This is a genomic window from Klebsiella sp. AqSCr, assembly GCF_008452795.1.
Classification (GTDB): Bacteria; Pseudomonadota; Gammaproteobacteria; order Enterobacterales; family Enterobacteriaceae; genus Klebsiella; species Klebsiella pneumoniae.
Map to the genome: position 1 here is coordinate 2762451 of NZ_MJDM01000005.1, position 25430 is coordinate 2787880.

23 protein-coding genes and 1 riboswitch are annotated in these 25430 nt (G+C 59.7%); of the genes, 16 read left to right on the forward strand and 7 right to left on the reverse strand.

The window, feature by feature from the left end; all coding sequences use genetic code 11:
* The 5 genes from BHE81_RS17650 to BHE81_RS17670 form a co-directional block, all read left to right on the forward strand.
* Positions 1 to 361 (forward strand): ABC transporter permease subunit (locus BHE81_RS17650; protein ID WP_172622144.1); only part of this gene is annotated, 361 nt, incomplete at its 5' end.
* Entirely contained in the window at positions 361 to 1125 is a 765-nt protein-coding gene (locus BHE81_RS17655; RefSeq protein WP_004173959.1) for a nickel import ATP-binding protein NikD, read from the forward strand. The genes BHE81_RS17650 and BHE81_RS17655, both read left to right, overlap by 1 nt.
* The gene (gene nikE / locus BHE81_RS17660) at positions 1122 to 1913 is read left to right on the forward strand and encodes a nickel import ATP-binding protein NikE (RefSeq protein ID WP_002921186.1); all 792 of its coding nucleotides are present in this window, start codon (positions 1122 to 1124) and stop codon (positions 1911 to 1913) included. Before BHE81_RS17655 ends, nikE begins: the two co-directional genes overlap by 4 nt.
* A complete protein-coding gene (gene nikR / locus BHE81_RS17665; protein ID WP_002921188.1) occupies positions 1901 to 2299 on the forward strand; it encodes a nickel-responsive transcriptional regulator NikR in 399 nt (132 codons plus the stop codon). Before nikE ends, nikR begins: the two co-directional genes overlap by 13 nt.
* 98 nt (positions 2300 to 2397) lie before the next feature.
* Positions 2398 to 2579: riboswitch (M-box (ykoK) riboswitch) on the forward strand.
* A 57-nt stretch (positions 2580 to 2636) separates the two neighbouring features.
* Positions 2637 to 3650, forward strand: a complete 1014-nt coding sequence (locus tag BHE81_RS17670; RefSeq protein WP_002921192.1) for a magnesium transporter — start codon at positions 2637 to 2639, stop codon at positions 3648 to 3650.
* Positions 3651 to 3689: 39 nt separating this feature from the next.
* On the opposite strand, the gene BHE81_RS17675 is transcribed toward BHE81_RS17670, so the two are convergent.
* Complete coding sequence (locus tag BHE81_RS17675; RefSeq protein WP_002921196.1) at positions 3690 to 4883, reverse strand: NAD(P)/FAD-dependent oxidoreductase; 1194 nt, start codon at positions 4881 to 4883, stop codon at positions 3690 to 3692.
* A gap of 229 nt (positions 4884 to 5112) precedes the next feature.
* Here BHE81_RS17675 and pitA point away from each other — a divergent pair, with 229 nt between their 5' ends.
* On the forward strand, positions 5113 to 6609 hold the full coding sequence (pitA, locus tag BHE81_RS17680; protein ID WP_002921200.1) for an inorganic phosphate transporter PitA: 1497 nt from the start codon (positions 5113 to 5115) through the stop codon (positions 6607 to 6609).
* Positions 6610 to 6664: 55 nt separating this feature from the next.
* Here the strand turns inward: pitA and uspB are convergent, their stop codons facing one another.
* On the reverse strand, positions 6665 to 7000 hold the full coding sequence (gene uspB / locus BHE81_RS17685; RefSeq protein WP_002921203.1) for a universal stress protein UspB: 336 nt from the start codon (positions 6998 to 7000) through the stop codon (positions 6665 to 6667).
* Positions 7001 to 7382: 382 nt separating this feature from the next.
* Between uspB and uspA the strand changes: the two genes are divergently transcribed.
* Positions 7383 to 7820 (forward strand): universal stress protein UspA, encoded by a 438-nt coding sequence (gene uspA, locus BHE81_RS17690; protein WP_004145166.1) that lies wholly within the window; start codon positions 7383 to 7385, stop codon positions 7818 to 7820.
* 256 nt (positions 7821 to 8076) lie between these two features.
* Positions 8077 to 9549, forward strand: a complete 1473-nt coding sequence (dtpB, locus tag BHE81_RS17695; protein ID WP_002921264.1) for a dipeptide/tripeptide permease DtpB — start codon at positions 8077 to 8079, stop codon at positions 9547 to 9549.
* Positions 9550 to 9694: 145 nt separating this feature from the next.
* On the opposite strand, the gene rsmJ is transcribed toward dtpB, so the two are convergent.
* The 3 genes from rsmJ to BHE81_RS17710 all read right to left on the reverse strand — a co-directional run bounded on the left by rsmJ (position 9695) and on the right by BHE81_RS17710 (position 13951).
* Positions 9695 to 10447, reverse strand: coding sequence for a 16S rRNA (guanine(1516)-N(2))-methyltransferase RsmJ (rsmJ, locus tag BHE81_RS17700; RefSeq protein ID WP_004151425.1), 753 nt, complete (start codon positions 10445 to 10447; stop codon positions 9695 to 9697).
* A gap of 7 nt (positions 10448 to 10454) precedes the next feature.
* Positions 10455 to 12497, reverse strand: coding sequence for an oligopeptidase A (gene prlC, locus BHE81_RS17705; RefSeq protein WP_004901172.1), 2043 nt, complete (start codon positions 12495 to 12497; stop codon positions 10455 to 10457).
* Positions 12498 to 12679: 182 nt separating this feature from the next.
* Positions 12680 to 13951: an acid phosphatase gene (locus tag BHE81_RS17710; protein WP_016529354.1), complete on the reverse strand. Its 1272-nt coding sequence runs from the start codon at positions 13949 to 13951 to the stop codon at positions 12680 to 12682.
* A gap of 193 nt (positions 13952 to 14144) precedes the next feature.
* Between BHE81_RS17710 and BHE81_RS17715 the strand changes: the two genes are divergently transcribed.
* Entirely contained in the window at positions 14145 to 14987 is an 843-nt protein-coding gene (locus BHE81_RS17715) for a 23S rRNA (adenine(2030)-N(6))-methyltransferase RlmJ (RefSeq protein ID WP_002921269.1), read from the forward strand.
* A 72-nt stretch (positions 14988 to 15059) separates the two neighbouring features.
* The gene (gene gorA / locus BHE81_RS17720; protein WP_002921271.1) at positions 15060 to 16412 is read left to right on the forward strand and encodes a glutathione-disulfide reductase; all 1353 of its coding nucleotides are present in this window, start codon (positions 15060 to 15062) and stop codon (positions 16410 to 16412) included.
* A 53-nt stretch (positions 16413 to 16465) separates the two neighbouring features.
* On the opposite strand, the gene BHE81_RS17725 is transcribed toward gorA, so the two are convergent.
* On the reverse strand, positions 16466 to 17089 hold the full coding sequence (locus tag BHE81_RS17725) for a glutathione S-transferase family protein (protein ID WP_004173953.1): 624 nt from the start codon (positions 17087 to 17089) through the stop codon (positions 16466 to 16468).
* 126 nt (positions 17090 to 17215) lie between these two features.
* On the opposite strand from BHE81_RS17725, the gene BHE81_RS17730 reads away from it, so the two are divergent.
* The 3 genes from BHE81_RS17730 to BHE81_RS17740 all read left to right on the forward strand — a co-directional run bounded on the left by BHE81_RS17730 (position 17216) and on the right by BHE81_RS17740 (position 20856).
* Positions 17216 to 18364 carry an iron-containing alcohol dehydrogenase gene (locus BHE81_RS17730; RefSeq protein ID WP_024622924.1) on the forward strand — a complete coding sequence of 383 codons (1149 nt, stop codon included), beginning with the start codon at positions 17216 to 17218 and terminating at the stop codon, positions 18362 to 18364.
* A 239-nt stretch (positions 18365 to 18603) separates the two neighbouring features.
* On the forward strand, positions 18604 to 20256 hold the full coding sequence (locus BHE81_RS17735) for an alpha,alpha-trehalase (protein ID WP_004150117.1): 1653 nt from the start codon (positions 18604 to 18606) through the stop codon (positions 20254 to 20256).
* A 66-nt stretch (positions 20257 to 20322) separates the two neighbouring features.
* A complete protein-coding gene (locus BHE81_RS17740; RefSeq protein ID WP_023283052.1) occupies positions 20323 to 20856 on the forward strand; it encodes a GNAT family N-acetyltransferase in 534 nt (177 codons plus the stop codon).
* A gap of 34 nt (positions 20857 to 20890) precedes the next feature.
* Here BHE81_RS17740 and BHE81_RS17745 read toward each other — a convergent pair whose 3' ends face one another.
* A complete protein-coding gene (locus BHE81_RS17745) occupies positions 20891 to 21649 on the reverse strand; it encodes an SDR family NAD(P)-dependent oxidoreductase (RefSeq protein WP_002921336.1) in 759 nt (252 codons plus the stop codon).
* Positions 21650 to 21768: 119 nt separating this feature from the next.
* Between BHE81_RS17745 and BHE81_RS17750 the strand changes: the two genes are divergently transcribed.
* The 3 genes from BHE81_RS17750 (at position 21769) to BHE81_RS17760 (ending at position 25400) form a co-directional block, all read left to right on the forward strand.
* Entirely contained in the window at positions 21769 to 22668 is a 900-nt protein-coding gene (locus BHE81_RS17750; protein ID WP_004145179.1) for a LysR family transcriptional regulator, read from the forward strand.
* A 106-nt stretch (positions 22669 to 22774) separates the two neighbouring features.
* The gene (yhjD, locus tag BHE81_RS17755) at positions 22775 to 23806 is read left to right on the forward strand and encodes an inner membrane protein YhjD (protein ID WP_110246569.1); all 1032 of its coding nucleotides are present in this window, start codon (positions 22775 to 22777) and stop codon (positions 23804 to 23806) included.
* 271 nt (positions 23807 to 24077) lie between these two features.
* Complete coding sequence (locus tag BHE81_RS17760; protein ID WP_004150118.1) at positions 24078 to 25400, forward strand: MFS transporter; 1323 nt, start codon at positions 24078 to 24080, stop codon at positions 25398 to 25400.
* Positions 25401 to 25430: the final 30 nt, after the last annotated feature.

Consider the following 25430-nt stretch of genomic DNA (forward strand, 5'->3'; position numbering starts at 1 on the left):
GCCCGGCGCCGTTATCGGTATCACCGGCGTGGTAGTTATTGCCCTCCCCAGCCAGTGGCGGCTGTTCAGCGACCATCTGGCCGGCGCGGTGATCCCCTCGCTGCTGGTGCTCGCCTCGCTGGATATCGGCCATATGATGCTTCACGTAGCCGGCATGTCGTTCCTCGGTCTCGGTGTCAGCGCACCGACGGCGGAATGGGGGGTGATGATCAACGACGCCCGGCAGTATATCTGGACCCAGCCGCTGCAAATGGTCTGGCCGGGGCTGGCGCTGTTCATCAGCGTGATGGCTTTTAACCTGCTGGGCGACGCGCTGCGCGATCGTCTCGATCCCCACCTGATCGCGGAGCATAGCCACTGATGCCGCAGAAGATCCAACTGGAACAGATCTCGCTTGCCGCTGACCGACCGCTGGTCAGCGACGTCTCCTTCACCCTGCGCCGCGGCCAGGTGCTGGCGCTGCTCGGCAGCAGTGGTTGCGGAAAATCGCTGACCTGCGCCGCCGCGCTGGGCCTGCTGCCGCCCGGCGTCAGGCAAACCGCCGGCCGGGTGCTTCTCGACGGCATTCCGGTGCACGGCGAACAGCTGCGCGGGGCGACCATCGCCACCATCATGCAGAACCCGCGCAGCGCCTTTAACCCGCTGCAGACCATGGCCGCGCATGCCCGGGAAACCTGCCGGGCAGCGGGTCGTGAAACGAATGACGCCGTGCTGCTGGCAGCGATGGAGGAGGTCGGTCTGGACAATCCGCGGGCGCTGCTGAAGCGCTACCCTTTTGAAATGAGCGGGGGCATGCTGCAACGGATGATGGTCGCTCTCGCCCTGCTCAGCCGCGCGCCCTTTATCATCGCCGACGAGCCGACGACCGATCTCGATGCCATCGCCCAGGCGCGCATCCTCGACCTGCTGGCGGATATTGTCGCCAGGCGCGGTCTGGGACTGCTGCTGGTGACGCATGACATGGGCGTCGTGGCGCGGCTGGCGCATCACGTAACGGTGATGGAGAACGGTCGCCTCGTTGAACACTGCGATGTGAATACGCTATTTAGCGCCCCGCGGCACCCGCTCAGCCAGCGCCTGCTGGCCGCGCATCTGGCGTTATACGGTCTGGAGAAAACACCATGAATTTACTCAGCGTCACCGGGGTGAGTCACGATTATCCTCACCACGGCAGAGTCCTGCACGAGATACAACTCGCCATCGCCCCCGGCGAAACGGTGGCCCTGCTCGGACGCAGCGGCTGTGGGAAAAGCACCCTGGCGCGGATGCTGGTGGGTCTGGAAACGCCGCAGCACGGCGATATTGCCTGGCGCGGCGCGCCGCTGGCCGCCCTGAAGGGCGAGGCCATCGGCGCCTTCCGCCGCGATATTCAGCTGGTATTTCAGGATGCCTTCAGCGCGGTGAATCCGCGCAAAACGGTGCGCGAGATCGTCAGCGAGCCGCTGCGCCATCTGTTGTGCTTGCCGCGTGAGGCGCGTGCGCGGCGGGTGGAAGAGATGCTGCTGGCCGTCGACCTCGCGCCGTCGCTGCTCGATAAGCGCCCGGCGCAGCTCAGCGGCGGACAGCTGCAGCGCGTCTGCCTGGCACGCGCCCTGGCGGTACGGCCGCAGCTGTTGATCCTTGATGAAGCGGTTTCAAATCTCGATCTGCTGCTGCAGGCGGAGATTATCGCCCTGCTGAAGCGTCTGCAGGCGCAGTTTGACACCGCCTGCCTGTTCATCACCCATGACCTGCGGCTGGTGGAGCGCTTTTGCCAGCGAGTGCTGGTGATGGAGCACGGGCGCATCGTCGAAACCGCAACGGTTAGTCTACCGCTACGCCTGCGCTCTCCTGCCGGACAGGCGCTCCAGCAGGCGGTGCTCCCCCCTTTTCCTGCCACTCTGCTTAACGAGGCCATGCCATGCAGCGCGTAACCCTGACCCTTGATGATGACCTGCTGGCCGCCCTCGATGCGCTCAGCGCCCGCCGCGGCTACCACAACCGTTCGGAGGCGGTACGCGATATTCTGCGCGACGCCCTCAACCAGGATCCTCCGTCGCCGGAATCACGGCGCGGGTATGCCGTCCTGTCGTACGTGTATGAACATGAAAAACGCGAACTGGCGAGCCGGCTGGTGGCCACCCAGCATCATCATCACGATCTCTCCGTCGCCACGCTGCATGTGCATATCAGTCATGACGACTGCCTGGAGATTGCGGTGCTGAAAGGTGATATGGCCGAGGTACAGCATTTTGCCGACGACGTGATTGCCCAGCGCGGCGTGCGCCATGGGCATTTGCAGTGTTTAGCGGATGATTAATTATTTGAAAATTCTTGGGTGGTTTATCAACAGTTGATAAACCACATAAACTATACGCTTTGTGAATTATCCCTCTTCGCCAATAATGGCGCCTCATTTAACGATCTCGTTATGGCGAGGCTCCTGCATAAATACAAGTTACCGCCCTGTTGGTATCGAGAGAGACCACTCAGGGAAATACAGGCTTCCATCGAATCAAGGTGTTGCCAAGGTAACTTCTGGCGGTCATGACCGTTCAGATACGTTATGCAGTGCTAAAACCAGGACGTAGGGATCTGCCTGCGCTAACCCTGTCTTGTTCGCCCCTATGAGTGATTTTTTATAGGGATTTTTAAACATGTCTTCCATTCAACTCTGCGCCGCCCATCAGGCGACCTCTGGCTTCGACGGCGATGCGATCGTCCAGTACATGCGTACCGATTTTATTACGCTGCAGGAACATCTCAGCGTTCATGAGGCGCGCGAACACTTTATCTCCCAGCTGGCCAGCGATGATATTCCCGGGCAGGTGTTTGTCGTCGCCGGCAAGAAGCTGCGTGGCAGCCTGTCGGTCAAAAAGCTACTCCAGGAAACGGATATCAACCAGTCTATCCGCCACCTGATGGACAGCTGCCTGTTTCGCGTCAAACCTGACGATGAGCGCCAGCAGGTGATTGCCGAGCTCAGCGAGCGCGGCCTCGACCTGGTCCCCGTCGTCGATAAAGGCGAGCTGGTCGGCTGCCTGATGGAGAAGGAGATCGCCCATCTGCTGGAGGATGACGTCACCGAAGATGCTCAGCTGCAGGGGGCAACGCTGCCGCTGGAAAAACCGTACCTCGAGATCAGCCCCTGGACGCTGTGGAAAAAACGCTCGGTGTGGCTGCTGCTGCTGTTCGTGGCCGAAGCCTACACCAGCAGCGTACTGCAGCATTTCGAAGAAGCCCTGGAATCGGCCATCGCGCTGGCCTTCTTTATTCCGCTGCTCATCGGCACCGGCGGCAACAGCGGAACGCAGATCACCTCGACGCTGGTGCGCTCGATGGCGCTGGGGGAAGTGCGACTGCGCGATATGGGGCGGGTGATCCGCAAAGAGGTATCGACCTCGTTTCTGATTGCCCTGACCCTGGGCCTGGCGGGCTGCCTGCGCGCCTGGATGATGGGGATTGGCATGGAAATCACGCTCATCGTCAGCCTGACGCTGGTGTGCATTACCCTGTGGAGCGCGATTGTCTCCTCGGTCATTCCGATGGTGCTTAAGCGGATCGGCATTGACCCGGCGGTAGTTTCCGCGCCGTTTATCGCCACGCTGATTGATGGCACCGGGCTAATTATCTATTTCAAAATCGCCCAGTATTTTCTTGGGTTGAACTGATCATATACGTCCGGGCACCAGGGCGCCCGGACGCGTAGATTACCCTTCCACCAGCGCCTGCGCGCAGGCCCAGGCGCTTGACCACGCCCACTGGAAGTTATACCCCCCGAGCCAGCCGGTAACGTCCATCACTTCGCCGATAAAGTAGAGACCCGGCGCCTTACGCGCCTCCATAGTACGCGACGAGAGTTCGTTGGTGTCCACGCCGCCGAGGGTCACCTCCGCCGTCCGGTAGCCTTCGGTGCCGTTCGGCTGCACGCGCCAGGCGGTTAACGTCTCCACCAGCGTCTGCTGATCGCGAACGTTCAGTTGCTTGAGCGTCACATCAGGTATCTGTCCCAGCTGCTGCAGACACTCCACCAGCCGCTTCGGCAGCTGCATCGCCAGGGTGTTCTTCAGGCTCTGGTTGGGATGCGCGCTGCGCTGCTCGTTAAGGAAGTCATCAAGATCGCAGTCCGGTAGCAGATTAACGGTGACGAACTCGCCGGGCTGCCAGTAGCTGGAAATTTGCAGCACCGCCGGTCCGGAAAGGCCGCGGTGGGTGAACAGCAGATTTTCGCGAAACAGAGTGCCGTTCTCGGCGGTAATGGTCGACGGCACCGACACGCCGGAGAGGACCTGCAGCTGCTCAAGCAATGGCTTGTGGAGGGTAAACGGCACCAGCCCCGCGCGGGTCGGCAGCACCTTCAGGCCGAACTGCTCGGCGACTTTATAGCCAAACGGCGAGGCGCCGAGCCCCGGCATCGACAGACCGCCGGAGGCGATCACCAGCTTTTTGGTCACCAGCGTTTCGCCGTTCACCTGTAGCCGGTAGCCTTGTTCATCGCGCTCCACGCTGAGGATTTCGCTGCGCAGACGGATCTCCACGCCGCCCTTTTCACATTCCGCGAGCAGCAGATTGACGATCTGCTCCGCCGAATCATCGCAAAACAGCTGGCCGAGGGTCTTCTCATGCCAGGCGATGCCGTATTTACCGACCAGCTCGATAAAGTCCCACTGGGTGTAGCGCGCCAGGGCAGATTTGCAAAAATGCGGGTTTTGGCTCAAATAGGCCGCCGGTTCAACATACATGTTGGTAAAGTTGCAGCGGCCGCCGCCGGACATCAGAATTTTTCGCCCCGGCTTTTTGCCGTTATCCAGCAGCAGGACGCGGCAGCCAAGCTGGCCCGCCTGCGCTGCGCAAAACATTCCCGCCGCTCCGGCGCCAACGACAATGGCATCAAACCTTTCCACACCGCGTTCCTCGTTCCCCAATTGTCGGGTTTTGTAAATATTTCACTCTGGTCACACCAGCGGGAAAAATCCCGCATTAGATACATCATTGAAAGATATAGGATTACTCCCAACAGGGTAAAACCTAAACAGGAAGAAAATCAAAAAAAGTCTATATTTCACTTTGCCCGCGCCGCTAAAGTCACTGATAATGCGCCGCGTTCATGTCCTCAAAATGGCGTAACGTCCTATGCTACATTTATTTGCCGGTCTGGATTTACATACCGGACTATTATTATTGCTTGCTTTAGCTTTTGTACTGTTTTACGAAGCGATTAACGGTTTCCATGATACCGCAAACGCGGTGGCTACGGTTATCTACACTCGCGCAATGCGCTCACAGCTCGCTGTGGCGATGGCGGCGCTCTTCAACTTCTTCGGCGTTCTGCTGGGCGGTCTCAGCGTAGCCTATGCCATCGTGCATATGCTGCCGACCGATCTGCTGCTTAACATGGGTTCCGCACATGGCCTCGCCATGGTGTTCTCTATGCTGCTGGCGGCGATCATCTGGAACCTCGGCACCTGGTACTTCGGTCTTCCAGCTTCCAGTTCTCATACCCTGATTGGCGCCATCATCGGCATTGGTTTAACCAATGCGCTGATGACCGGTACTTCCGTGGTTGATGCGCTGAATATCCCGAAAGTCATCGGTATTTTTGCTTCGCTTATCATCTCGCCGATCGTCGGTCTGGTGATCGCGGGCGGCCTGATTTTCCTGCTGCGTCGCTACTGGAGCGGAACCAAAAAACGCGCGCGTATCCACCTGACGCCCGCAGAGCGTGAAAAGAAAGACGGTAAGAAAAAGCCGCCGTTCTGGACCCGTATCGCGCTGATCCTGTCTGCTATTGGCGTGTCGTTCTCTCACGGTGCTAACGATGGGCAGAAAGGCATTGGCCTGGTGATGCTGGTGCTGATCGGCGTCGCGCCGGCGGGTTTCGTGGTGAATATGAATGCCTCTGGTTACGAAATCACCCGTACCCGCGATGCGGTCAACAACGTGGAAACCTTCTTCCAGCAGCGTCCTGAACTGCTGAAAAAAGCCACCGGCGTCGATCAGCTGGTGCCTTCTCCGGATACCAATACCGCGGCCAATGGCGAGTTCCACTGCCATCCGGCGAACACCATCAACGCCCTTGACCGCGTCAAAACCATGCTGACCGGCGTTGAGAACTACGAGTCGCTAAAACCGGAACAGCGCGGCCAGCTGCGTCGCATCATGCTCTGCATCTCCGACACCACCGACAAGGTGGCGAAGCTGCCGGATGTGAGCGCTGACGACCAGCGTCTGCTGAAGAAACTGAAAACCGATATGCTGAGCACCATCGAGTACGCGCCAATCTGGATTATCATGGCTGTCGCGCTGGCGCTGGGTATCGGCACCATGATCGGCTGGCGCCGCGTGGCGACCACCATCGGTGAGAAGATTGGTAAGAAAGGCATGACCTACGCTCAGGGGATGTCGGCTCAGATGACCGCAGCGGTTTCTATCGGTCTGGCGAGCTACACCGGGATGCCGGTTTCCACCACCCACGTACTCTCCTCCTCGGTAGCGGGGACGATGCTGGTGGATGGCGGTGGTCTGCAGAAAAAGACGGTGACCAGCATTCTGATGGCCTGGGTGCTGACCCTGCCGGCAGCGATTATCCTTTCAGGCGTCCTTTACTGGCTCTCCCTGAAACTGATTTAAGCGTTATTCGTTCAAAACGGGCCAGCTTGCTGGCCCGTTTTTTTATTCTGAAACGTTAGTGCCAGATCATCAGCGCAATCAGGCTCACCACCACCAGGCCGCACAGGGCGCTGGTCAGGATAAACTGGCGACGAACACGTTCGCAGCGACGAATAAATTCATCATCGTGATGGTCACGGTAGCGCTGGGCATAGATATACCACACCAGCCGCATCTGTTTGCTGGGCTGCCCGTGCGAGGTAAAAAAGCCGCCGCCATCAACATACTGATAGAGCAAGGGATCGCAACCACGTAGCACCACCAATAATGCACGCAACGATGAGAAGTAGCGTGCCATATTCACCACACAAACGACACACAGGGCCCAAAACAGCGCAATAGTGCTGATCATACCTCCTCCCCGGCGACCCGCCTACGGAGAAAACCTCCGCGGCTACCGCTCCCCAAATAACCCACGACGATACCGTAAAGAGTGCGATTCCGATCACATTTATTTTTCCGACCGGCTCATTAAATAGTGTAGGAGATCCATTAATTTTTTTACCACAAGGTTATTCGTTATCAATACGTAAGACGGATAAATTTGTTTAACTTTTAGGTGAACCCAGTGCATTGACGGAGTGCGGGGGGCGCTATAAGGTAGGAAATATCTTCTACAATGAAGTCCTTAAAGGCTACCCTCCCGCGAATGTAGCACGCAGGACGCGGGCGAAACGGCAGCGCCAGCTGTCAGGTCCAATGGTCATCGACAAACTTATGGAAGGAGTAACACTATGGCTTACAAACATATTCTGATTGCAGTAGACCTGTCCCCGGAGAGTAAAGTACTGGTTGAAAAAGCCGTTTCTATGGCCCGCCCGTATAACGCGAAAGTCTCCCTGATCCATGTGGATGTGAATTACTCCGACCTCTACACCGGGCTGATTGACGTTAACCTCGGCGACATGCAAAAACGCATCTCCGAAGAGACCCATCACGCGCTGACCGAGCTCTCGACCAACGCAGGCTATCCCATCACCGAGACCCTGAGCGGCAGCGGCGACCTTGGCCAGGTGCTGGTCGATGCGATTAAAAAATACGATATGGACCTGGTGGTCTGCGGCCATCATCAGGACTTCTGGAGCAAGCTGATGTCCTCTGCCCGCCAGCTGATTAACACCGTTCATGTCGACATGCTGATCGTCCCGCTGCGCGACGAAGAAGACGAATAACCGTCTCGTTTTATCCGCGCAATACGCCCGCCGATGCGGGCGTTTTTTATTTTCGCTTTCCCTCGCCATGCGGCAGAACTTCAATCCATAAAATCGCCATTCAATTAGTGTGATCAACCAGTTATTCGGCGAAATATCTATATAATAATCTATTCCATAAGCCAATAACCGCAGCATGGCGAGTTATCAGACATTTTCGGCGCGTTCTGGCATACGCGTTCATACTTTTTGGGAAAGTAATACAAGGCGAAGGAATATGAATACAACTGCACCTACGGGCTTGCTGCAGCAACCTCGTCCGTTCTTTATGATCTTCTTTGTGGAGCTCTGGGAACGTTTTGGCTATTACGGCGTTCAGGGGATCCTGGCGGTCTTCTTTGTTAAACAGCTGGGCTTCTCTCAGGAACAGGCCTTTATCACCTTCGGCGCCTTCGCGGCGCTGGTTTACGGGCTGATCTCCATCGGCGGCTACGTGGGCGACCATTTGCTGGGGACCAAACGCACGCTGGTGCTCGGCGCCATTGTGCTGGCTATCGGCTACTTTATGACCGGGATGTCGCTGCTGAAACCGCAGCTGATCTTTATCGCTCTCGGCACCATCGCCGTCGGCAACGGTTTGTTTAAAGCCAACCCGGCGAGCCTGCTCTCCAAATGCTATCCGCCGAAGGATGCCCGTCTCGACGGGGCATTTACCCTGTTCTATATGTCGATAAACATCGGTTCGCTGCTGTCGCTGTCGCTGGCGCCGGTGATCGCCGAAAAATTTGGCTACGCGGTAACCTATAACCTGTGCGGCGCGGGGCTGATTATCGCGCTGCTGGTCTACTTCGCCTGCCGCGGGATGGTGAAAGATATTGGCTCCGAGCCGGATCATCGCCCCCTCAGCCTACGCAATCTGGCGCTGGTGCTGGCCGGTACGGTGGTAATGATTTTTCTCTGCGCCTGGCTGATGCATAACGTGATGATCGCCAACCTGGTGCTGATTGTTCTGTCGGTCGTGGTTATTGCGTTCTTTTTCCGTGAGGCGTTTCGCCTCGATAAAACTGGACGCAACAAAATGTTCGTCGCCTTTATTCTGATGATCGAGGCGGTGCTGTTTTACATTCTGTATGCCCAGATGCCGACCTCGCTGAACTTCTTCGCCATCAACAACGTCCATCATGAGATCCTTGGCTTTACCATCAACCCGGTCAGCTTCCAGGCGCTGAATCCCTTCTGGGTAGTGGTCGCCAGCCCGGTGCTGGCGGCGATCTACACCCATCTCGGTCATAAGGGTAAAGACCTGACCATGCCGGTGAAATTTACCCTCGGGATGTTCCTCTGCGCGCTGGGCTTCCTGACCGCCGCGGCGGCCGGGATGTGGTTCGCCGACGCCCAGGGGTTAACCTCGCCGTGGTTTATTGTGCTGGTTTATCTGTTCCAGAGTCTGGGCGAACTGTTAATCAGCGCTCTGGGGCTGGCGATGGTTGCCGCGCTGGTGCCGCAGCATCTGATGGGCTTTATTCTGGGGATGTGGTTTCTGACCCAGGCCGCCGCTTTCCTGCTGGGCGGCTATGTGGCGACCTTTACCGCGGTGCCGGAAAACATCACCGACCCGCTGCAGACCCTGCCGGTCTACACCAATGTGTTCAGTAAAATTGGCCTGGTGACGCTGGGCGTCACGGTGGTAATGGCGCTGATGGTGCCGTGGCTGAACCGGATGATTAATACCCCGGCCAGCGCCGAATAACCGTTTGAGATGGCCGATCCGCACTGGCGCCGTTTGTTCAGATATTGTGGTTCCCGGCTTGCGCTACGCTGAGCCGGGCGACGATTCGGTAGCCCGGATAAGGCGCGTTGCGCCGCTATCCGGGAGATACCACCACGGCGTAATATTACTCCGGCGTACCGGCGTAAATATCAAACCGATGCCCTTTGGTCACCACCGCATTCGGCGTGGCGACTTCCGCCAGCGGCGGCGCATAATCCGGGCGCTTCACCACCACCCGCTTGGTCGCCAGCTGGCGCGCCGGGGCCAGCAGGCCATCGGCGTCTAAATCCGGCCCCACCAGCGACTGAAAGACGCGCATCTCTTTCTTCACCAGCGCGCTTTTCTGCTTATGCGGGAACATCGGATCGAGGTACACCACCTGCGGGCGCGGGGTGATATCGGTTAACGCCGTCAGGCTGGAGGCGTGGATCAGCTGCAGCCGCTCCTGCAGCCAGCCGCCGATTTCCGCGTCAGCATAGCCGCGCGCCAGGCCATCATCGAGCAGCGCGGCGACCACCGGATTACGCTCCAGCATCCGCACGCGACAGCCGACTGACGCCAGCACAAAGGCATCGCGTCCCAGCCCGGCCGTCGCATCGACGACATCCGGCAGGTAATCGCCTTTAATACCCACCGCTTTAGCCACCGCTTCGCCGCGGCCGCCGCCAAACTTGCGCCGGTGGGCCATCGCCCCGCCGACGAAATCGACGAAGATGCCGCCAAGCTTGGGCTCATCGCGCTTGCGTAGCTCCAGATGCTCCGTCGTCAGCGCCAGCGCCATCGGGTTATCGTCATCCTGCTCCAGCCCCCAGCGGGCGGCTAAAACAGATAAGGCGCCGTCACCGGCGCCTGTTTCATCAATTAAGCAGATCTTCACGTAGCAATCAGCCTTTGATCCCGTAATGCTCCAGCATCGCGTCCAGCTGCGGCTCGCGCCCGCGGAAGCGTTTGAACAGCTCCATCGGCTCTTCGGAACCGCCGCGGCTCAGGATATTGTCGAGGAACGACTGACCGGTTTCACGGTTGAAAATCCCCTCTTCTTCGAAGCGTGAGAAGGCGTCTGCCGCCAGCACGTCGGCCCACAGGTAGCTGTAGTAACCTGCCGCATAGCCGCCAGCGAAGATGTGGCTGAAGGCGTGCGGGAAGCGGCCCCAGGTCGGCCCCGGCACCACGGCGACCTGCTTTTTAATCTCGGCCAGGGTCTCAAGGATTTTCGCCCCCTGCTCCGGTTTGTACTCCGCATGCAGGCGGAAATCGAACAGGCCGAACTCCAGCTGGCGCAGAATAAACATCGCCGCCTGGTAGTTTTTCGCCGCCAGCATTTTCTCCAGCAGCTCCTGCGGCAGCGGTTCACCGGTTTCATAATGGCCGGAGATAAACGCCAGCGCTTCCGGCTCCCAGCACCAGTTCTCCATAAACTGGCTCGGCAGCTCGACCGCATCCCACGGCACCCCGCTGATGCCGGAAACCCCGGCGGTGTCGATGCGGGTCAGCATATGGTGCAGACCGTGGCCGAACTCGTGGAACAGGGTGATCACTTCGTCATGGGTGAACAGCGCCGGCTTGCCGTTGACCGGGCGGTTGAAGTTACAGGTCAGGTAGGCGACCGGCTTCTGCAGGGAACCATCCAGTTTACGCATCTGGCCGACGCAGTCGTCCATCCACGCCCCCCCGCGCTTATGTTCGCGGGCATACAGGTCGAGATAGAAGCTGCCGCGCAGCTCGTTGTGTTCGTCATACAGCTCGAAGAAGCGCACTTCCGGATGCCACACATCGACATCGGTACGCTCTTTAGCGGTAATACCGTAAATGCGCTTAACCACTTCAAACAGGCCGCTAACGGCTTTGTTTTCCGGGAAATAGGGGCGCAGCTGCTCATCGCTGATGCTGTAGAGGTGCTGCTTCTGTTTTTCGCTGTAGTAGGCAATGTCCCACGGCTGCAGCTCATCGACGCCAAACTCGGCTTTGGCGAAGGCGCGCAGCTGGGCCAGCTCTTTTTCGCCCTGCGGACGGGCGCGTTTTGCCAGGTCGGTGAGGAAGTCGAGCACCTGCTGCGGATCCTTCGCCATTTTGGTGGCGAGGGATTTATACGCATAGCTGTCAAAGCCCAACAGCTGCGCCAGCTCGTGACGCAGCGCGAGGATCTCCGCCATCACCGGGCTGTTATCCCATTTCCCGGCGTTCGGGCCCTGATCGGAGGCGCGGGTGGAATAGGCGCGATACATCTCTTCGCGCAGCGCCTGGTTATCGCAGTAGGTCATCACCGGCAGATAGCTCGGAATATCCAGGGTCAGCAGATACCCTTCCTGCTCTTTGGCCTGCGCCTGAGCCTGAGCGGCGGCCAGCGCGCTTTCCGGCATGCCGGCCAGCTCGGCGACATCGGTCACCAGCTTGTTCCAGCCCATGGTGGCGTCGAGGACGTTGTTGCTGTACTGGTTGCCCAGCTCAGAGAGGCGCGCGGCGATTTCACCGTAGCGTTTCTGCGCCTCCGGCGGCAGGCCAATCCCGGATAATTCAAAATCGCGCAGCGCGTTATCAACCGCTTTTTTCTGCGCGGTATTCAGCGTGGCGTAGTTATCGCCATCGCGCAGGTCGCGATAGGCTTTATACAGGCCTTCATGCTGGCCGACCCAGGTGCTGTACTCGGAGAGCAGCGGCAGCGTCTGTTCGTAGGCCTCACGCAGTTCAGGGCTGTTTTTAACCGAATTCAGATGGCTGACAGGCGAGAAGATGCGTCCCAGCACATCGTCCACTTCCGCCAGCGGCTGGCAAAGATTTTCCCAGCTATACGGCGCGCCATGCGCCACCGCGCTTTCCACCGCGGCCCGGCAATCCTCCAGCGCTTTGGTGACCGCAGGGACCACGTGCTCTGGTTTGATCGCAGAAAAAGGCGGCAGGGAGAAAGGCGTCAATAATGGATTGGTCATATGCGCTGTCCTGTTGAAAAGGGTGAATGAAGCGCGCGTCCGGCGCTTATGCATGAGATCTAGAATGGGGGATAGTTGGGGGAATTTCAATGACGGGCGGTGCGTCAGCCTGGGTATTGCTGCGATAAGTCCGCCCGTTGCCGGAAAAGCGCGACACGCAGTGCAGCGTGCCGGAAACCACATTACTGCCTTTTTTGCGCCATCTCCCAGGCCGCCGACAGATTCAGCCGCTGCCAGAATTGCTGTTCGGGGGTGGTGCCGGATAGCGGGTAACCCGCCGGCAGCGCGGTGTTGACCATCAGCGCCCGACGCTGGGCCGCTGACAGATGCGGCAGGGCATCTTCCAGCAGCACTTCCGCCCCCTCCGGCACCTGTAAACGCGGCTGCGGACCCTTCTGCTGCGGCAGATCGTAGGTCATGGTGAAGCGAGAGAAATCACGCATCGCCGGATCGCGCCAGGGATCGTCTTTCACGCTGCTCTTCGCGCACTCGGCAAGCGATGTGCCGCAGGCCTTCGCCAGCGCGGCGCGCAGCTGATCGCGGGCTTCGTTAAATAATACCCGGTAGTGCGGATCGTTAAGATAGTGGGCCACGTTGCGCTCGGCCACCATTCGCGAGCCGATCACGTCCAGCGGGTAGTGGACGCCCAGCACGATGCGCGAGTAGCCATAGCGGGCGCCGCGCGCCACCAGCGCGTCGTAGCGCTCCGGGATCATCGCCGCCAGCAGCAGCGCATCGGTATAGCCGGTGTTGGTGTGGCCGCTGGGGAACGAGCCGCCGTCGGCGGTGTAGGGCTGGTTATCTTTCACCACCACATCGTCAGGCACCAGGTGAATGGTGTTGCCCTGCACCAGAAACGGCCGCGGATTATTGAAGTGCTTTTTCGCCTCGCCGGTGCTGACCTCCGAGGCTTTGATCAACGCTGCCGCTTTCCCCAGCGCGCCCTGGTCATAGGCGGTCAGAAACGCTTTGCCAAGGCGTGGCCCCAGCGCGTCGCTGAGGAAGTAGAGGTAGCTAATGCCTTCCGCATCGGCCAGCGCCTGACGGCGCGTGGTCTGCACGGCGTCGCGATTGATGGCGGTCACCGTCGCCAGATTCTGCTTCACGACGGTCTCCGGCAGGGTGCTGAACGCCGACAGCAGCGCAATGCCCGCCTGCTGGTTGGCCCGGGTCTGGAAGTCATAGCCGCTGGCCTTCAGCCAGGCGGTATCGGCCTGAGTTTGGTTTTGTTTGGTGCGCGCCAGCCGATCGCGGGTCAGCGTGGCGGCATTCCCCTGCAGAGCGTGGCGTAGCTGCGCCAGCGCCTGTTGCTCAAGATCGTCATACGCCTGGCTGGAGGCAGCCGGCGTCACGCTATTGGCGAGGGCCGCCGCCCTGTTCAGCGGGATGTCTTTAGCCAGAACCGGTTGCGCCAGCAGCAGCGCGACGGCCAGCAGCGAGAGTTGCCTTTTCATTATTTTTCCTTTTATTCAAATAATTACCTTGCCTGTATCCGACGCTAGCGCGGCCGTTTGACGTTTTTATGACAGCGTTATGTTTTGCAACGCTTTTGGCAGAAATGAAACAGCGCGGCGGCGCAGCGGTAATCTCGGCCGATCTGCGGTAAACTATCGGTTAACTTGTTTACTTCCCGGAATCTCTGCATCCATGCTCAGTTATCGCCACAGCTTTCACGCAGGCAACCACGCCGACGTCCTCAAACACACCGTTCAGAGCCTGATCATTGAATCACTGAAAGAGAAAGAAAAACCGTTTCTCTACCTGGACACTCACGCCGGCGCGGGCCGCTATCAGCTGAGCGGCGAGCACGCCGAACGTACCGGCGAGTATCTTGAAGGCATCGCCCGCATCTGGCAGCAGGACGACCTGCCGGCAGAGCTGGAGCCGTATATTTCGGTCGTAGAACACTTCAACCGTAACGGCCAGCTGCGCTACTACCCGGGCTCGCCGCTGATTGCCCGCCAGCTGCTGCGCGAGCAGGACAGCCTGCAGATGACCGAGCTGCACCCGAGCGACTTCCCGCTGCTGCGCGCTGAATTCCAGAAAGACAGCCGCGCGCGCGTCGATAAAGCCGATGGCTACCAGCAGCTGAAAGCCAAGCTGCCGCCGGTATCGCGCCGCGGTTTGATTCTGATCGACCCGCCGTACGAAATTAAAACCGACTATCAGGCGGTGGTCACCGGGATTAACGAAGGCTACAAACGCTTCGCCACCGGCACCTACGCTCTGTGGTACCCGGTGGTGCTGCGCGCGCAAATCAAACGCATGATCAAAGAGTTAGAAGCCACCGGCATCCGCAAAATCCTGCAGATTGAGCTGGCGGTGCGTCCGGACAGCGACCAGCGCGGCATGACCGCCTCCGGGATGATCGTCATCAACCCGCCGTGGAAGCTGGAGCAGCAGATGAATAACGTGCTGCCGTGGCTGCACAGCAAACTGGTTCCGACCGGCACCGGCCACGCCACCGTCAGCTGGATCGTACCGGAGTAATCGCAACCATCGGTGGAACCTTTTAAGCCTCGCGCTACAATCGCGGCAATCAACGATTAAGGACATATGGGCATGAGCAAACATTATGATTACCTCGCCATCGGCGGCGGTAGCGGCGGTATCGCCTCAATTAACCGCGCGGCCATGTACGGCCAGAAGTGCGCGCTGATTGAAGCCAAAGAGCTGGGCGGCACCTGCGTCAACGTCGGCTGCGTGCCGAAAAAGGTGATGTGGCATGCGGCGCAGATCCGCGAAGCGATTCATCTTTACGGCCCGGACTACGGTTTCGATACCACCATCAACCATTTTGACTGGGAGAAGCTGGTCGCCAGCCGTAGCGCCTATATCGACCGTATTCATACCTCTTACGACAACGTACTGGGTAAGAATAAAGTCGACGTGATCAAAGGCTTCGCGCGCTTTGTCGATGCCCACACCGTGGAAGTCAACGGCGAGATCATCACCGCTGACCATATCCTGATCGCCACCGGCGGCCGGCCGAGCCACCCGGATATTCCGGGCGTCGAATACGGTATTGATTCCGACGGTTTCTTCGAACTGCCGGCGCTGCCGAAGCGCGTGGCGGTGGTCGGCGCAGGCTATATCGCCGTTGAGCTGGCGGGGGTGATTAACGGCCTCGGCGCCGAAACCCACCTGTTCGTGCGCAAACACGCGCCGCTGCGCAGCTTCGATCCGCTGATCGTTGAGACCCTGGTGGAAGTGATGAACGCCGAAGGCCCGCAGCTGCATACCAATGCGATCCCGAAAGCGGTGGTGAAGAATGCCGACGGCAGCCTGACGCTGGAGCTGGAAGATGGCCGCAGCCAGACCGTTGACTGCCTGATCTGGGCGATTGGCCGCGAACCGGCGACCGACAACTTCAATCTGGCGGCAACGGGCGTTAAAACCAACGATAAAGGGTACATCATCGTTGATAAATTCCAGAACACCAACGTGCCAGGCATCTACGCGGTGGGCGATAATACCGGCGCCGTTGAGCTGACGCCGGTCGCCGTGGCCGCAGGCCGTCGTCTCTCCGAGCGCCTGTTTAACAACAAACCGGAAGAGCATCTGGACTACAGCAACATCCCGACCGTGGTCTTCAGCCATCCGCCAATCGGCACCGTCGGCTTGACCGAGCCGCAGGCGCGCGAGCAGTACGGCGACGACGCCGTGAAGGTCTACAAATCTTCCTTCACCGCGATGTATACCGCCGTGACCTCTCACCGTCAGCCGTGCCGCATGAAGCTGGTGTGCGTCGGCCCGGAAGAGAAGATTGTCGGCATCCACGGCATCGGCTTCGGGATGGATGAGATGCTGCAGGGCTTTGCGGTGGCCCTGAAGATGGGCGCCACCAAAAAAGACTTCGACAACACCGTCGCCATTCACCCGACGGCGGCAGAAGAGTTCGTCACCATGCGCTAAGACGCGATCGCCGGATGATAAAAAGAAGCCCCCAGGGGCTTCTTTTTTTATGCTCAGGCCACGCCGTTATTGCCATGGCGCATAAACGCCGGGCGCTGATTGAGCGCCATATACCAGCGCTCCACGGCTGGCATCTCCGGATGGGCGAAAGGGGTCATTTTCCAGCGATGCACCGACAGCCCCAGCACGATATCGGCCAGGGTGAAGCGCTCGCCGGCTACCCACGCCCCGGTACGCTGCAGCTGCGCTTCAACAATGCGCACGCAGTGGGTCCAGGCGGCAATACTCTCTTTAATCGCCACCGGATCCTGAAAGCGCGGATCTTTACGCACCAGCCCCATAAAAGCATGGCGCCAGGCAGTATTGAACTCGGTCGCCTGCCAGTCCATCCAGTGCTCCACCTCGGCGGCGGGCTGCGGCTCGGCGGGCAGCAGATCCCAGCGCTCCGCTTTGCGCGCCAGATAGCGGCAGATACTGTTCGACTCCCAGAGCACGAAGTCATCGTCCAGTAGCACCGGCACCAGGCTGTTAGGATTCAGACGCTGAAACTCAGGCGTATCCAGGGGCTTAAATCCGCTGCCGTAATCTTCCTGCTGGTACGCCAGCCCGGCTTCCTCGCAGGTCCACAACACTTTCCGTACATTGATTGAAGAGCGTTTACCCAGAATTGTTAGCATCGTCAGCGATTCCTCAGCCATAAAAGACAGTTCATTCACTCTACTCTATTGCCAGCCAGCAACAAGGCAGAGCGCTGGATAATGTGTATAGTTGATTCCAGCCTGTTTGCCGAAAAGGAACCCGACATGTTGACCCCTTTTACCGTTTTGATGCCTGCAAATATTCGTTTTGGCCGTGGTCAGGCCGAGAGCGCCGCCCCCTGGCTGGCGCAACAGGGCGGCCCAATCCTGCTGGTGCATGGCGCCAGCCCGCAGCGGGCGGCGTTTCTCCGCCAGCAGCTGGAGGCGCTGCAGCTTGCGGTCACGACGCTGGCGATAAGTCGCGAACCCTGGCTTAGCGATATCGAGCAGGGCGTCCAGCTGGCGCGCGAGAAAGGGATCAGAGCGGTGGTCAGCCTCGGCGGCGGCGCGGTGATTGACGCCGGTAAGGCGATTGCGGCGCTGGTCCCCGCCGCCGGCCCGGTGATCGACTATCTGGAGGTGGTGGGAACGGGCCGTCAGCTGGAAGCCAGTCCCCTGCCGTTCGTGGCGATCCCCACCACCGCTGGCACGGGCGCGGAGGTCACCAAAAATGCGGTGATCAACGTTCCGGAACAGCAGCGGAAAGTGAGCCTGCGCGACGACCGAATGCTGCCTGACCTGGCGATTGTCGACCCGGCGCTAACCGACAACGCGCCGCGGAGCATCACCCTGAGCTCCGGCCTCGACGCCCTGACCCAGGTGATTGAGCCCTGGCTCTGCAGCCGGGCCACTCCCTTCACCGATGCTCTCTGCCAGCAGGCGATCCCGCGGGGAATTCGCGCGCTAAAAATCCTGATGGAACAAGAGTGTCCGACCAGCCGCGACGAGATGGCCTGGGTCAGCCTGTGCGGCGGACTGGCGCTGGCGAACGCCGGGCTGGGGGTGATCCACGGCCTCGCCGGCCCGCTGGGCGGCCTGAGCCGCGCCTCGCACGGCGCCCTATGCGGCAGTTTGTTGCCGTTTGGCCTGGCGCTCAATGAGTCGCAGATCAACGACCCTGGCCTGCGCCAGCGCGTTAACGATGTCCGCCGCTGGCTGGCCGACGGGCTGGTCGTCCCTGTGGATCGGGTCTGGGACAGTCTGCGGGAATGGAGCCATCGCGCTGGCCTTGGCACCCTGCGCGACCTCGGCGTAGCGCGCGATGCGCTGGAACCGGCGGCGCTGGCCGCCAGCAGCTCCTCATCGATGAAGGCCAACCCGGTCAGCCTGAGCGGCGAACAGCTGCTGGAGATGCTGGAGGCGGCGTGGGAGTGAGCGCCCCGGGATAAAATTTTGTTGCATAATGAATGCTCCGAATTTCATCTGCGCCAGGATGTACAATTTTTAATTACTTATCAACAGCGTACTTTGAAATGGCAGCTTTTCTTCTCGGCGGAAAAGCGTGATCTCACGCACAGTTTGCTTCACACTCACCGAAGCGACTGTCTACGCTTAATAGACAAGGCCGGGTATGCCCGGCCCCGAACTCACGCTATCCGGAGGTCCGTATCGCTATGTTCAGCCAGAAATTACGCCACGTTGAAGACGACGAGTTAAGGATCGACATCGATCCCTGCTACGAAGCCGATCCGTACGAATTAAAGCTGGATGAGATGATAGACGCTGAACCGGAGCCTGAGGTGATCGAGGGGCTTCCGGCGTCTGATGCCCTCACCCCGGCGGATCGCTATCTTGAGCTGTTTACCAACGTGCAGAAATCACGCATTTTCGCGGACAGCAAAACCTTCCCCGACTGCGCGCCGAAACACGATCCGCTGGACATCCTGCGGAACTACCGCAAGGTCAAACGCCAGCCCGACTTCGATCTGCGGCAGTTCGTTGAGGACAACTTCTGGCTGCCGGAGAGCCAGAGCGACATCTATATCTCCGACCCCAGCCTGACCCTGAAAGAACACATCGACAAGCTGTGGCCGGTGCTGACCCGCGAGCCTCAGGATCATATCCCGTGGTCATCGCTACTGGCGCTGCCGCAGGCCTACATCGTGCCCGGCGGTCGCTTTAGCGAAACCTATTACTGGGACTCTTATTTCACCATGCTGGGGCTGGCGGAGAGCGGCCGGGAAGATTTGCTGAAATGCATGGCCGATAACTTTGCCTGGCTGATTGAAACCTACGGCCACATTCCGAACGGCAACCGCACCTACTACCTCAGCCGCTCGCAGCCGCCGGTGTTCGCCCTGATGGTCGAACTCTTTGAAGAGGATGGCGTGCGCGGCGCGAAGCGCTATCTGGACCATCTGAAGATGGAGCACGCCTTCTGGATGGACGGCGCCGAGTCGTTGATCCCGCACCAGGCGTATCGCCACGTGGTGCGTATGCCGGATGGCTCCCTGCTCAATCGCTACTGGGACGACCGTGACACGCCGCGGGATGAGTCGTGGCGCGAAGACGTGGAGACCGCCCGACACTCCGGGCGGCCCGCCAATGAAGTATACCGCGACCTGCGGGCGGGCGCCGCGTCCGGCTGGGACTACTCCAGCCGCTGGCTGCGGGATATCACGCGGCTGGCCAGCATCCGCACGACGCAGTTTATCCCCATCGACCTGAACGCCTTCCTGTTCAAGCTGGAGACGACCATTGCCAACCTCTCCGGCCTGAAGGGCGATCGCGAGACGGAGACGGCCTTCCGCCAGAAGGCCCAGGATCGGCGGGCGGCGGTCAACCGCTATCTGTGGGATGATGAGAACGGCTGTTTCCGCGATTATGACTGGCGCCGTGAACAGCTGGCGCTGTTTTCTGCAGCCAGTATCGTCACCCTTTACGTCGGCCTGGCGACCCACGAACAGGCAGAACGCCTTGCCGATGCGGTGCGGGCCCGCCTGCTCACCCCCGGGGGGATCATGGCCACCGAATACGAAAGCGGTGAGCAGTGGGATAAACCCAACGGCTGGGCGCCGCTGCAGTGGATGGCGATCCAGGGATTTAAACGTTACGGCCAGGATCCGCTGGGAGATGAGATTGCCTGGAGCTGGCTGCAGACGGTCAACCACTTTTACAAGCAGCATCACAAGCTGATTGAAAAATACCATATTGCCACCGGCGTCCCCCATGAGGGCGGCGGCGGGGAGTATCCCCTGCAGGATGGCTTTGGCTGGACCAACGGCGTGGTGCGCCGACTGATTGGCCTGTACGGTGAGCCAACCTAGTCGGGCTGTTCCCGGCGGCTTTCTCCTGCTATGTTCAGAGGATTCGCCCTGCCCGGAACGACGCTTATGCCTGAACTTCTGACGCCGCGCCTGCGCTGCTCACCGCTGCAGCTGGACGACTGGTCGTTTTTTCTTTCCCTGCAGCAGGATCCGCAGGTCATGCTCTACGTCGCCGATCCCCGACCGCAGGCGGCCATCCGCGAGGCGTTCGATTCGCGGCTGCCGCCGTGGACGCCCGGGGATGAACACTGGCTGTGCCTGGTGGTGCGCGACAGGCTGACCCATACCCCGCTCGGCCTGACCGGTTACCAGCATCATCAGCGCGACATTGCCGAGGTTGGCTTTCTCTTCGCCCCGGCGGCGCAGGGTCGGGGCTACGGCTACGAATCGCTGCGCGCGCTGTGCGACTACGCCTTTACCACCGGCGGCGTCCGCCGCCTGACCGCCAGCGTCACCGCCGGCAACGAGGCGTCTAAGCAGTTACTGCTCAAAGCCGGCTTCCGGCTGGAGGGGGAGCTGCGGGAAAACTACTGGCTCAACGGACGCTGGCACAACGACTGGCTGTTCGGTCAGCTGCGTGGGGAGGGCGATGCGCCGTAGCGCACCGCCGGTCACAGGCTGGGGGCAGTCAGGATCAGAGGAACATCCCGCCCGAGACTTCCACACGCTGCGCGTTCATCCACGCCAGCTCATCGCTGAGCAGGGCGGCGATGGCGTCGCCGATATCATCCGGCAGCCCAACGCGCCCCAGTGCAGTCTGGGCGGCGATATGCCGATTCACCTCGGCGTTATCGCGCACCTCCCCGCCGCCAAAGTCGGTCTCAATGGCACCCGGCGCGATGATGTTCACCGATATCCCCCGTCCGCCCAGCTCTTTCGCCTGATAGCGGGTCAGAACCTCCATCGCCCCCTTCATCGCGGCGTAGGCCGCATAGCCCGGCAGGGCAAAGCGCGCCAGGCCGCTGGAGACATTGAGGATACGCCCCCCATCCTGCAGGAGAGGCAGCAGACGCTGGGTCAGGAAAAACGGCCCTTTGAACTGGATATTCATCAGCTCGTCAAACTGCGCTTCGCTGGTCTCGGCGAAGGGCGCGTTGAGTCCGATCCCGGCATTGTTCAGTAAATAATCAAAGGTTGTGCGTCCCCACTTCTGCGCCAGCACCTGCGCCACCTCGCTGGCGAATGCGTCAAATGTTGTGGAATCGCCGACGTTCAGCGCTAATGCTGCCGCTTTGACCCCTTTTTGCTCTATTTCCGCCACCACGTCGAGGGCCGCCTGGCGGTTGCTGTGATAGGTCAAAAGAATATCGGTTCCCTTTGCCGCCAGCTTCAACGCGGCGTTTTTACCCAGACCGCGGCTGCCGCCGGTCACTAAAGCGATACGTTGTGTCATCAGAAGACCCCTTTCAGGTTGCGTTGTGATTGTGTTGTAGCTTATTAACTGCTCATGCAACAATAAATACGCTACATTGCGTTTTACTGTTTCATTAACAACAACAATAGGCGATCGGCATGGATAAAATTCATGCAATGCAGTTATTCATTCGCGTAGCGGATCTGGAGAGCTTCTCCCGCGCCGCCGAAACCCTGGCGCTACCTAAGGGTAGCGTCTCGCGACAGATTCAGGCCCTGGAAAGCCATCTTGGCGTGCGGCTCCTGCACCGCACCACCCGCCGGGTCCAGCTCACCCAGGATGGGATGGTCTACTACGAGCGGGCGAAAGATCTGCTGAGCAACCTCGACGAACTGGACGGCATGTTCCAGCACGATCCGGCGAGCATCAGCGGCCGGCTGCGGGTGGATATGCCGGTCGGTTTTGCTAAAAAAATGGTGATCCCGCATCTGCCGACTTTTTTACAGCAATATCCGGGCATCGAACTGGAGCTGAGCAGCAGCGATCGGCTGGTGGACGTGATCCGCGAGGGGTTTGACTGCGTGGTGCGCGTCGGCGCGCTCAAAGACTCAGGGCTGATTGCCCGCCCGCTGGGCAAGCTGACGCAAATTAACTGCGCCAGCCCGGACTATCTGGCGCGTTTTGGCTATCCGCAATCCCTGGAGGATCTGGCGGATCATGCCCTGATCCACTACGCCAGCACCCTCGGGGTCCGTCCCCCCGGCTTTGAGGTAATGATCGACGGCGCGGTGCGCTGGGTAAAAACCGGCGGCATATTGACGGTCAACAGTACGGAAACCTATCAGGCAGCCTGTATCGCCGGGCTGGGGATTATTCAGGTGCCACGCACCGGCGTGCGCGAGGCGTTACGCGCCGGCGACCTGATTGAGATCCTGCCCCAGTACCGCGCCGAGCCGCTGCCGGTCTCGCTGATCTACCCGCACCGGCGCAATCTCTCCCGCCGGGTAAATCTGTTTATGGAGTGGCTGGGCGGACTGATGAAAGCGTATGTCGATTGAGCGGCGCGGCCGGAAAACGGGCGGCGGGGAGAGGCATTCCTGCAGGATACGGCATTTAAGGTATACTTTTTGCTGAATCTCGCTGTAAAAAAGGAAGAAATTACGTATGACGCCGGAAAACGACGATCGACGCCCGCCACAGGAACCGGATACGCAGCCGGAGAAAAGCAAAAGCACGCTCGAGGCCCTTAATGACACCGCCGTCGGGCAAAAAGCCAGCCAGGCGCTGAAGACCGTCACCGGAACGGCGGCCAAAGTGCAGCGCAACCCGGTGATCGCCCATCTGCTGCGCGCCGCAGAGCGCTTCAATGACCGGCTCGGCAATCAGTTTGGGGCGGCTATCACCTATTTCTCGTTCCTGTCGATGATCCCGATCCTGATGGTCTCCTTTGCCGCCGCCGGCTTCGTGCTGGCCTGGCACCCAACCCTGCTGCAGGACATTTTCGACAAAATTCTGCAAAACGTCAGCGACCCAACGCTGGCGGCCACGTTGAAAAACACCATCAACACCGCGGTGCAACAGCGCACCGCCGTCGGTCTGGTCGGCCTGCTGGTCGCCCTCTATTCCGGTATTAACTGGATGGGCAACCTGCGCGAAGCGATCCGCGCTCAATCGCGCGACGTCTGGGAGCGCCGGCCGCAGGACGAGGAGAAAATCTGGGTAAAGTACTTCCGCGATCTTATCTCGCTGATCGGTCTGCTGGTGGCGCTGATTATTACGCTGTCCATCACCTCCGTCGCCGGCTCCGCCCAGCAGATGATTATCTCCGCGCTGTATCTCGACAACATTGAATGGCTGAAACCCGCCTGGCGGCTAATCGGCCTCGCCATCTCGATTTTTGCCAACTATCTGCTCTTTTTCTGGATTTTCTGGCGCCTGCCGCGCCATCGTCCGCGGCGCAAGGCCCTGTTTCACGGCACGCTTATCGCGGCGATTGGCTTTGAAATCATAAAAATCGTCATGACCTGGACGCTGCCGGCGCTGGTGAAATCCCCCTCCGGGGCGGCGTTCGGATCGGTGCTGGGGCTGATGGCCTTTTTCTATTTCTTCGCCCGCCTGACGCTATTCTGCGCCGCGTGGATCGCCACCGCGGAGTATAAAGACGACCGGCGGATGCCGGGCAAAACCCACCGCTGAGGTATTGCGAGGATGAATAAAAGAGGCAAAATTCATCCTCGCGCTTGATTTCAGCAGATAAATCCAGCATGTAACTTTTATTTAACTCAAAACTGGTTTTATTCTCTATCTTTTTAATTGTGTGAAGCATTTCATAGAACTATTTTTACTGGTGTAAAAATTATCCGCTTTTTGCCTCTTTTTTGCCCATTTCCCGCGTTTGTTACAGATTGAAATGTCCCTGTGGCTGTGGCTATATGGCTTTTCGTTCGCGCAAAAATAAGAAAGATCTATGCAAGCCACAGCCACCACTCTCGAAAACACGCAGGAAACCGCCCCGGTCAACTCACGCAACAAGGTTGTTGTCGCCTCGCTCATTGGCACCGCCATTGAGTTTTTCGACTTCTACATCTATGCCACCGCCGCGGTCATCGTCTTCCCGCATATCTTTTTCCCGCAGGGCGATGCCGCTGCGGCCACCCTGCAGTCGCTGGCCACCTTCGCCATCGCCTTCGTCGCCCGGCCGATCGGCTCCGCGCTGTTTGGCCACTTCGGCGATCGCGTCGGCCGGAAGGTCACCCTCGTGGCCTCGCTGTTAACCATGGGGATCTCCACCGTGGTGATCGGCCTGCTGCCCGGCTATGAAAGCATTGGCATTGTCGCGCCGATGCTGCTGGCGCTGGCGCGTTTCGGTCAGGGCCTTGGCCTCGGCGGGGAATGGGGCGGCGCAGCGCTGCTGGCTACGGAAAACGCCCCGGCGCGCAAGCGCGCCCTGTACGGCTCCTTCCCGCAGCTGGGCGCGCCGATCGGCTTCTTCTTCGCCAACGGCACCTTCCTGCTGCTCTCCTGGCTGCTGACCGACCAGCAGTTTATGGAGTGGGGCTGGCGCGTGCCGTTTATCTTCTCTGCGGTGCTGGTGATCATCGGTCTGTATGTTCGCGTCTCGCTGCATGAGACCCCGGTCTTCGCCAAAGTGGCGGCGGCGAAAAAACAGGTCAAAATCCCGCTGGGTACCCTGTTGACCAAACACGTCCGGGTGACAGTGCTGGGCACCTTCATCATGCTGGCCACTTATACCCTGTTCTACATCATGACCGTCTACTCGATGACCTTCAGCACCGGCGCGGCGCCGAATGGCCTGGGTCTGCCGCGTAACGAAGTGCTGTGGATGCTGATGATGGCGGTGATTGGCTTTGGCGTAATGGTGCCTGTCGCCGGCCTGCTGGCGGACGCTTTTGGTCGTCGCAAGAGCATGATTATCATCACCACGATGATTATTTTGTTCGCCCTGTTCGCCTTTAAACCGCTGCTGGGCTCCGGCAATCCGCTGCTGGTCTTCGCCTTCCTGCTGCTGGGCTTAAGCCTGATGGGACTGACCTTTGGCCCGATGGGCGCGCTGCTCCCGGAGCTGTTCCCGACGGAAGTGCGCTACACCGGCGCGTCGTTCTCCTATAACGTGTCGTCGATCCTCGGCGCTTCGGTCGCGCCGTACATTGCCGCCTGGCTGCAGGGTAACTACGGTCTCGCGGCGGTCGGCACTTATCTGGCGGCGATGGCGGCGCTAACGCTGATCGCCCTGCTGCTGACCCACGAGACCCGCCACCAGTCGTTGTGATCCTTCGCCCTGACGCCCCCGGCGTCAGGG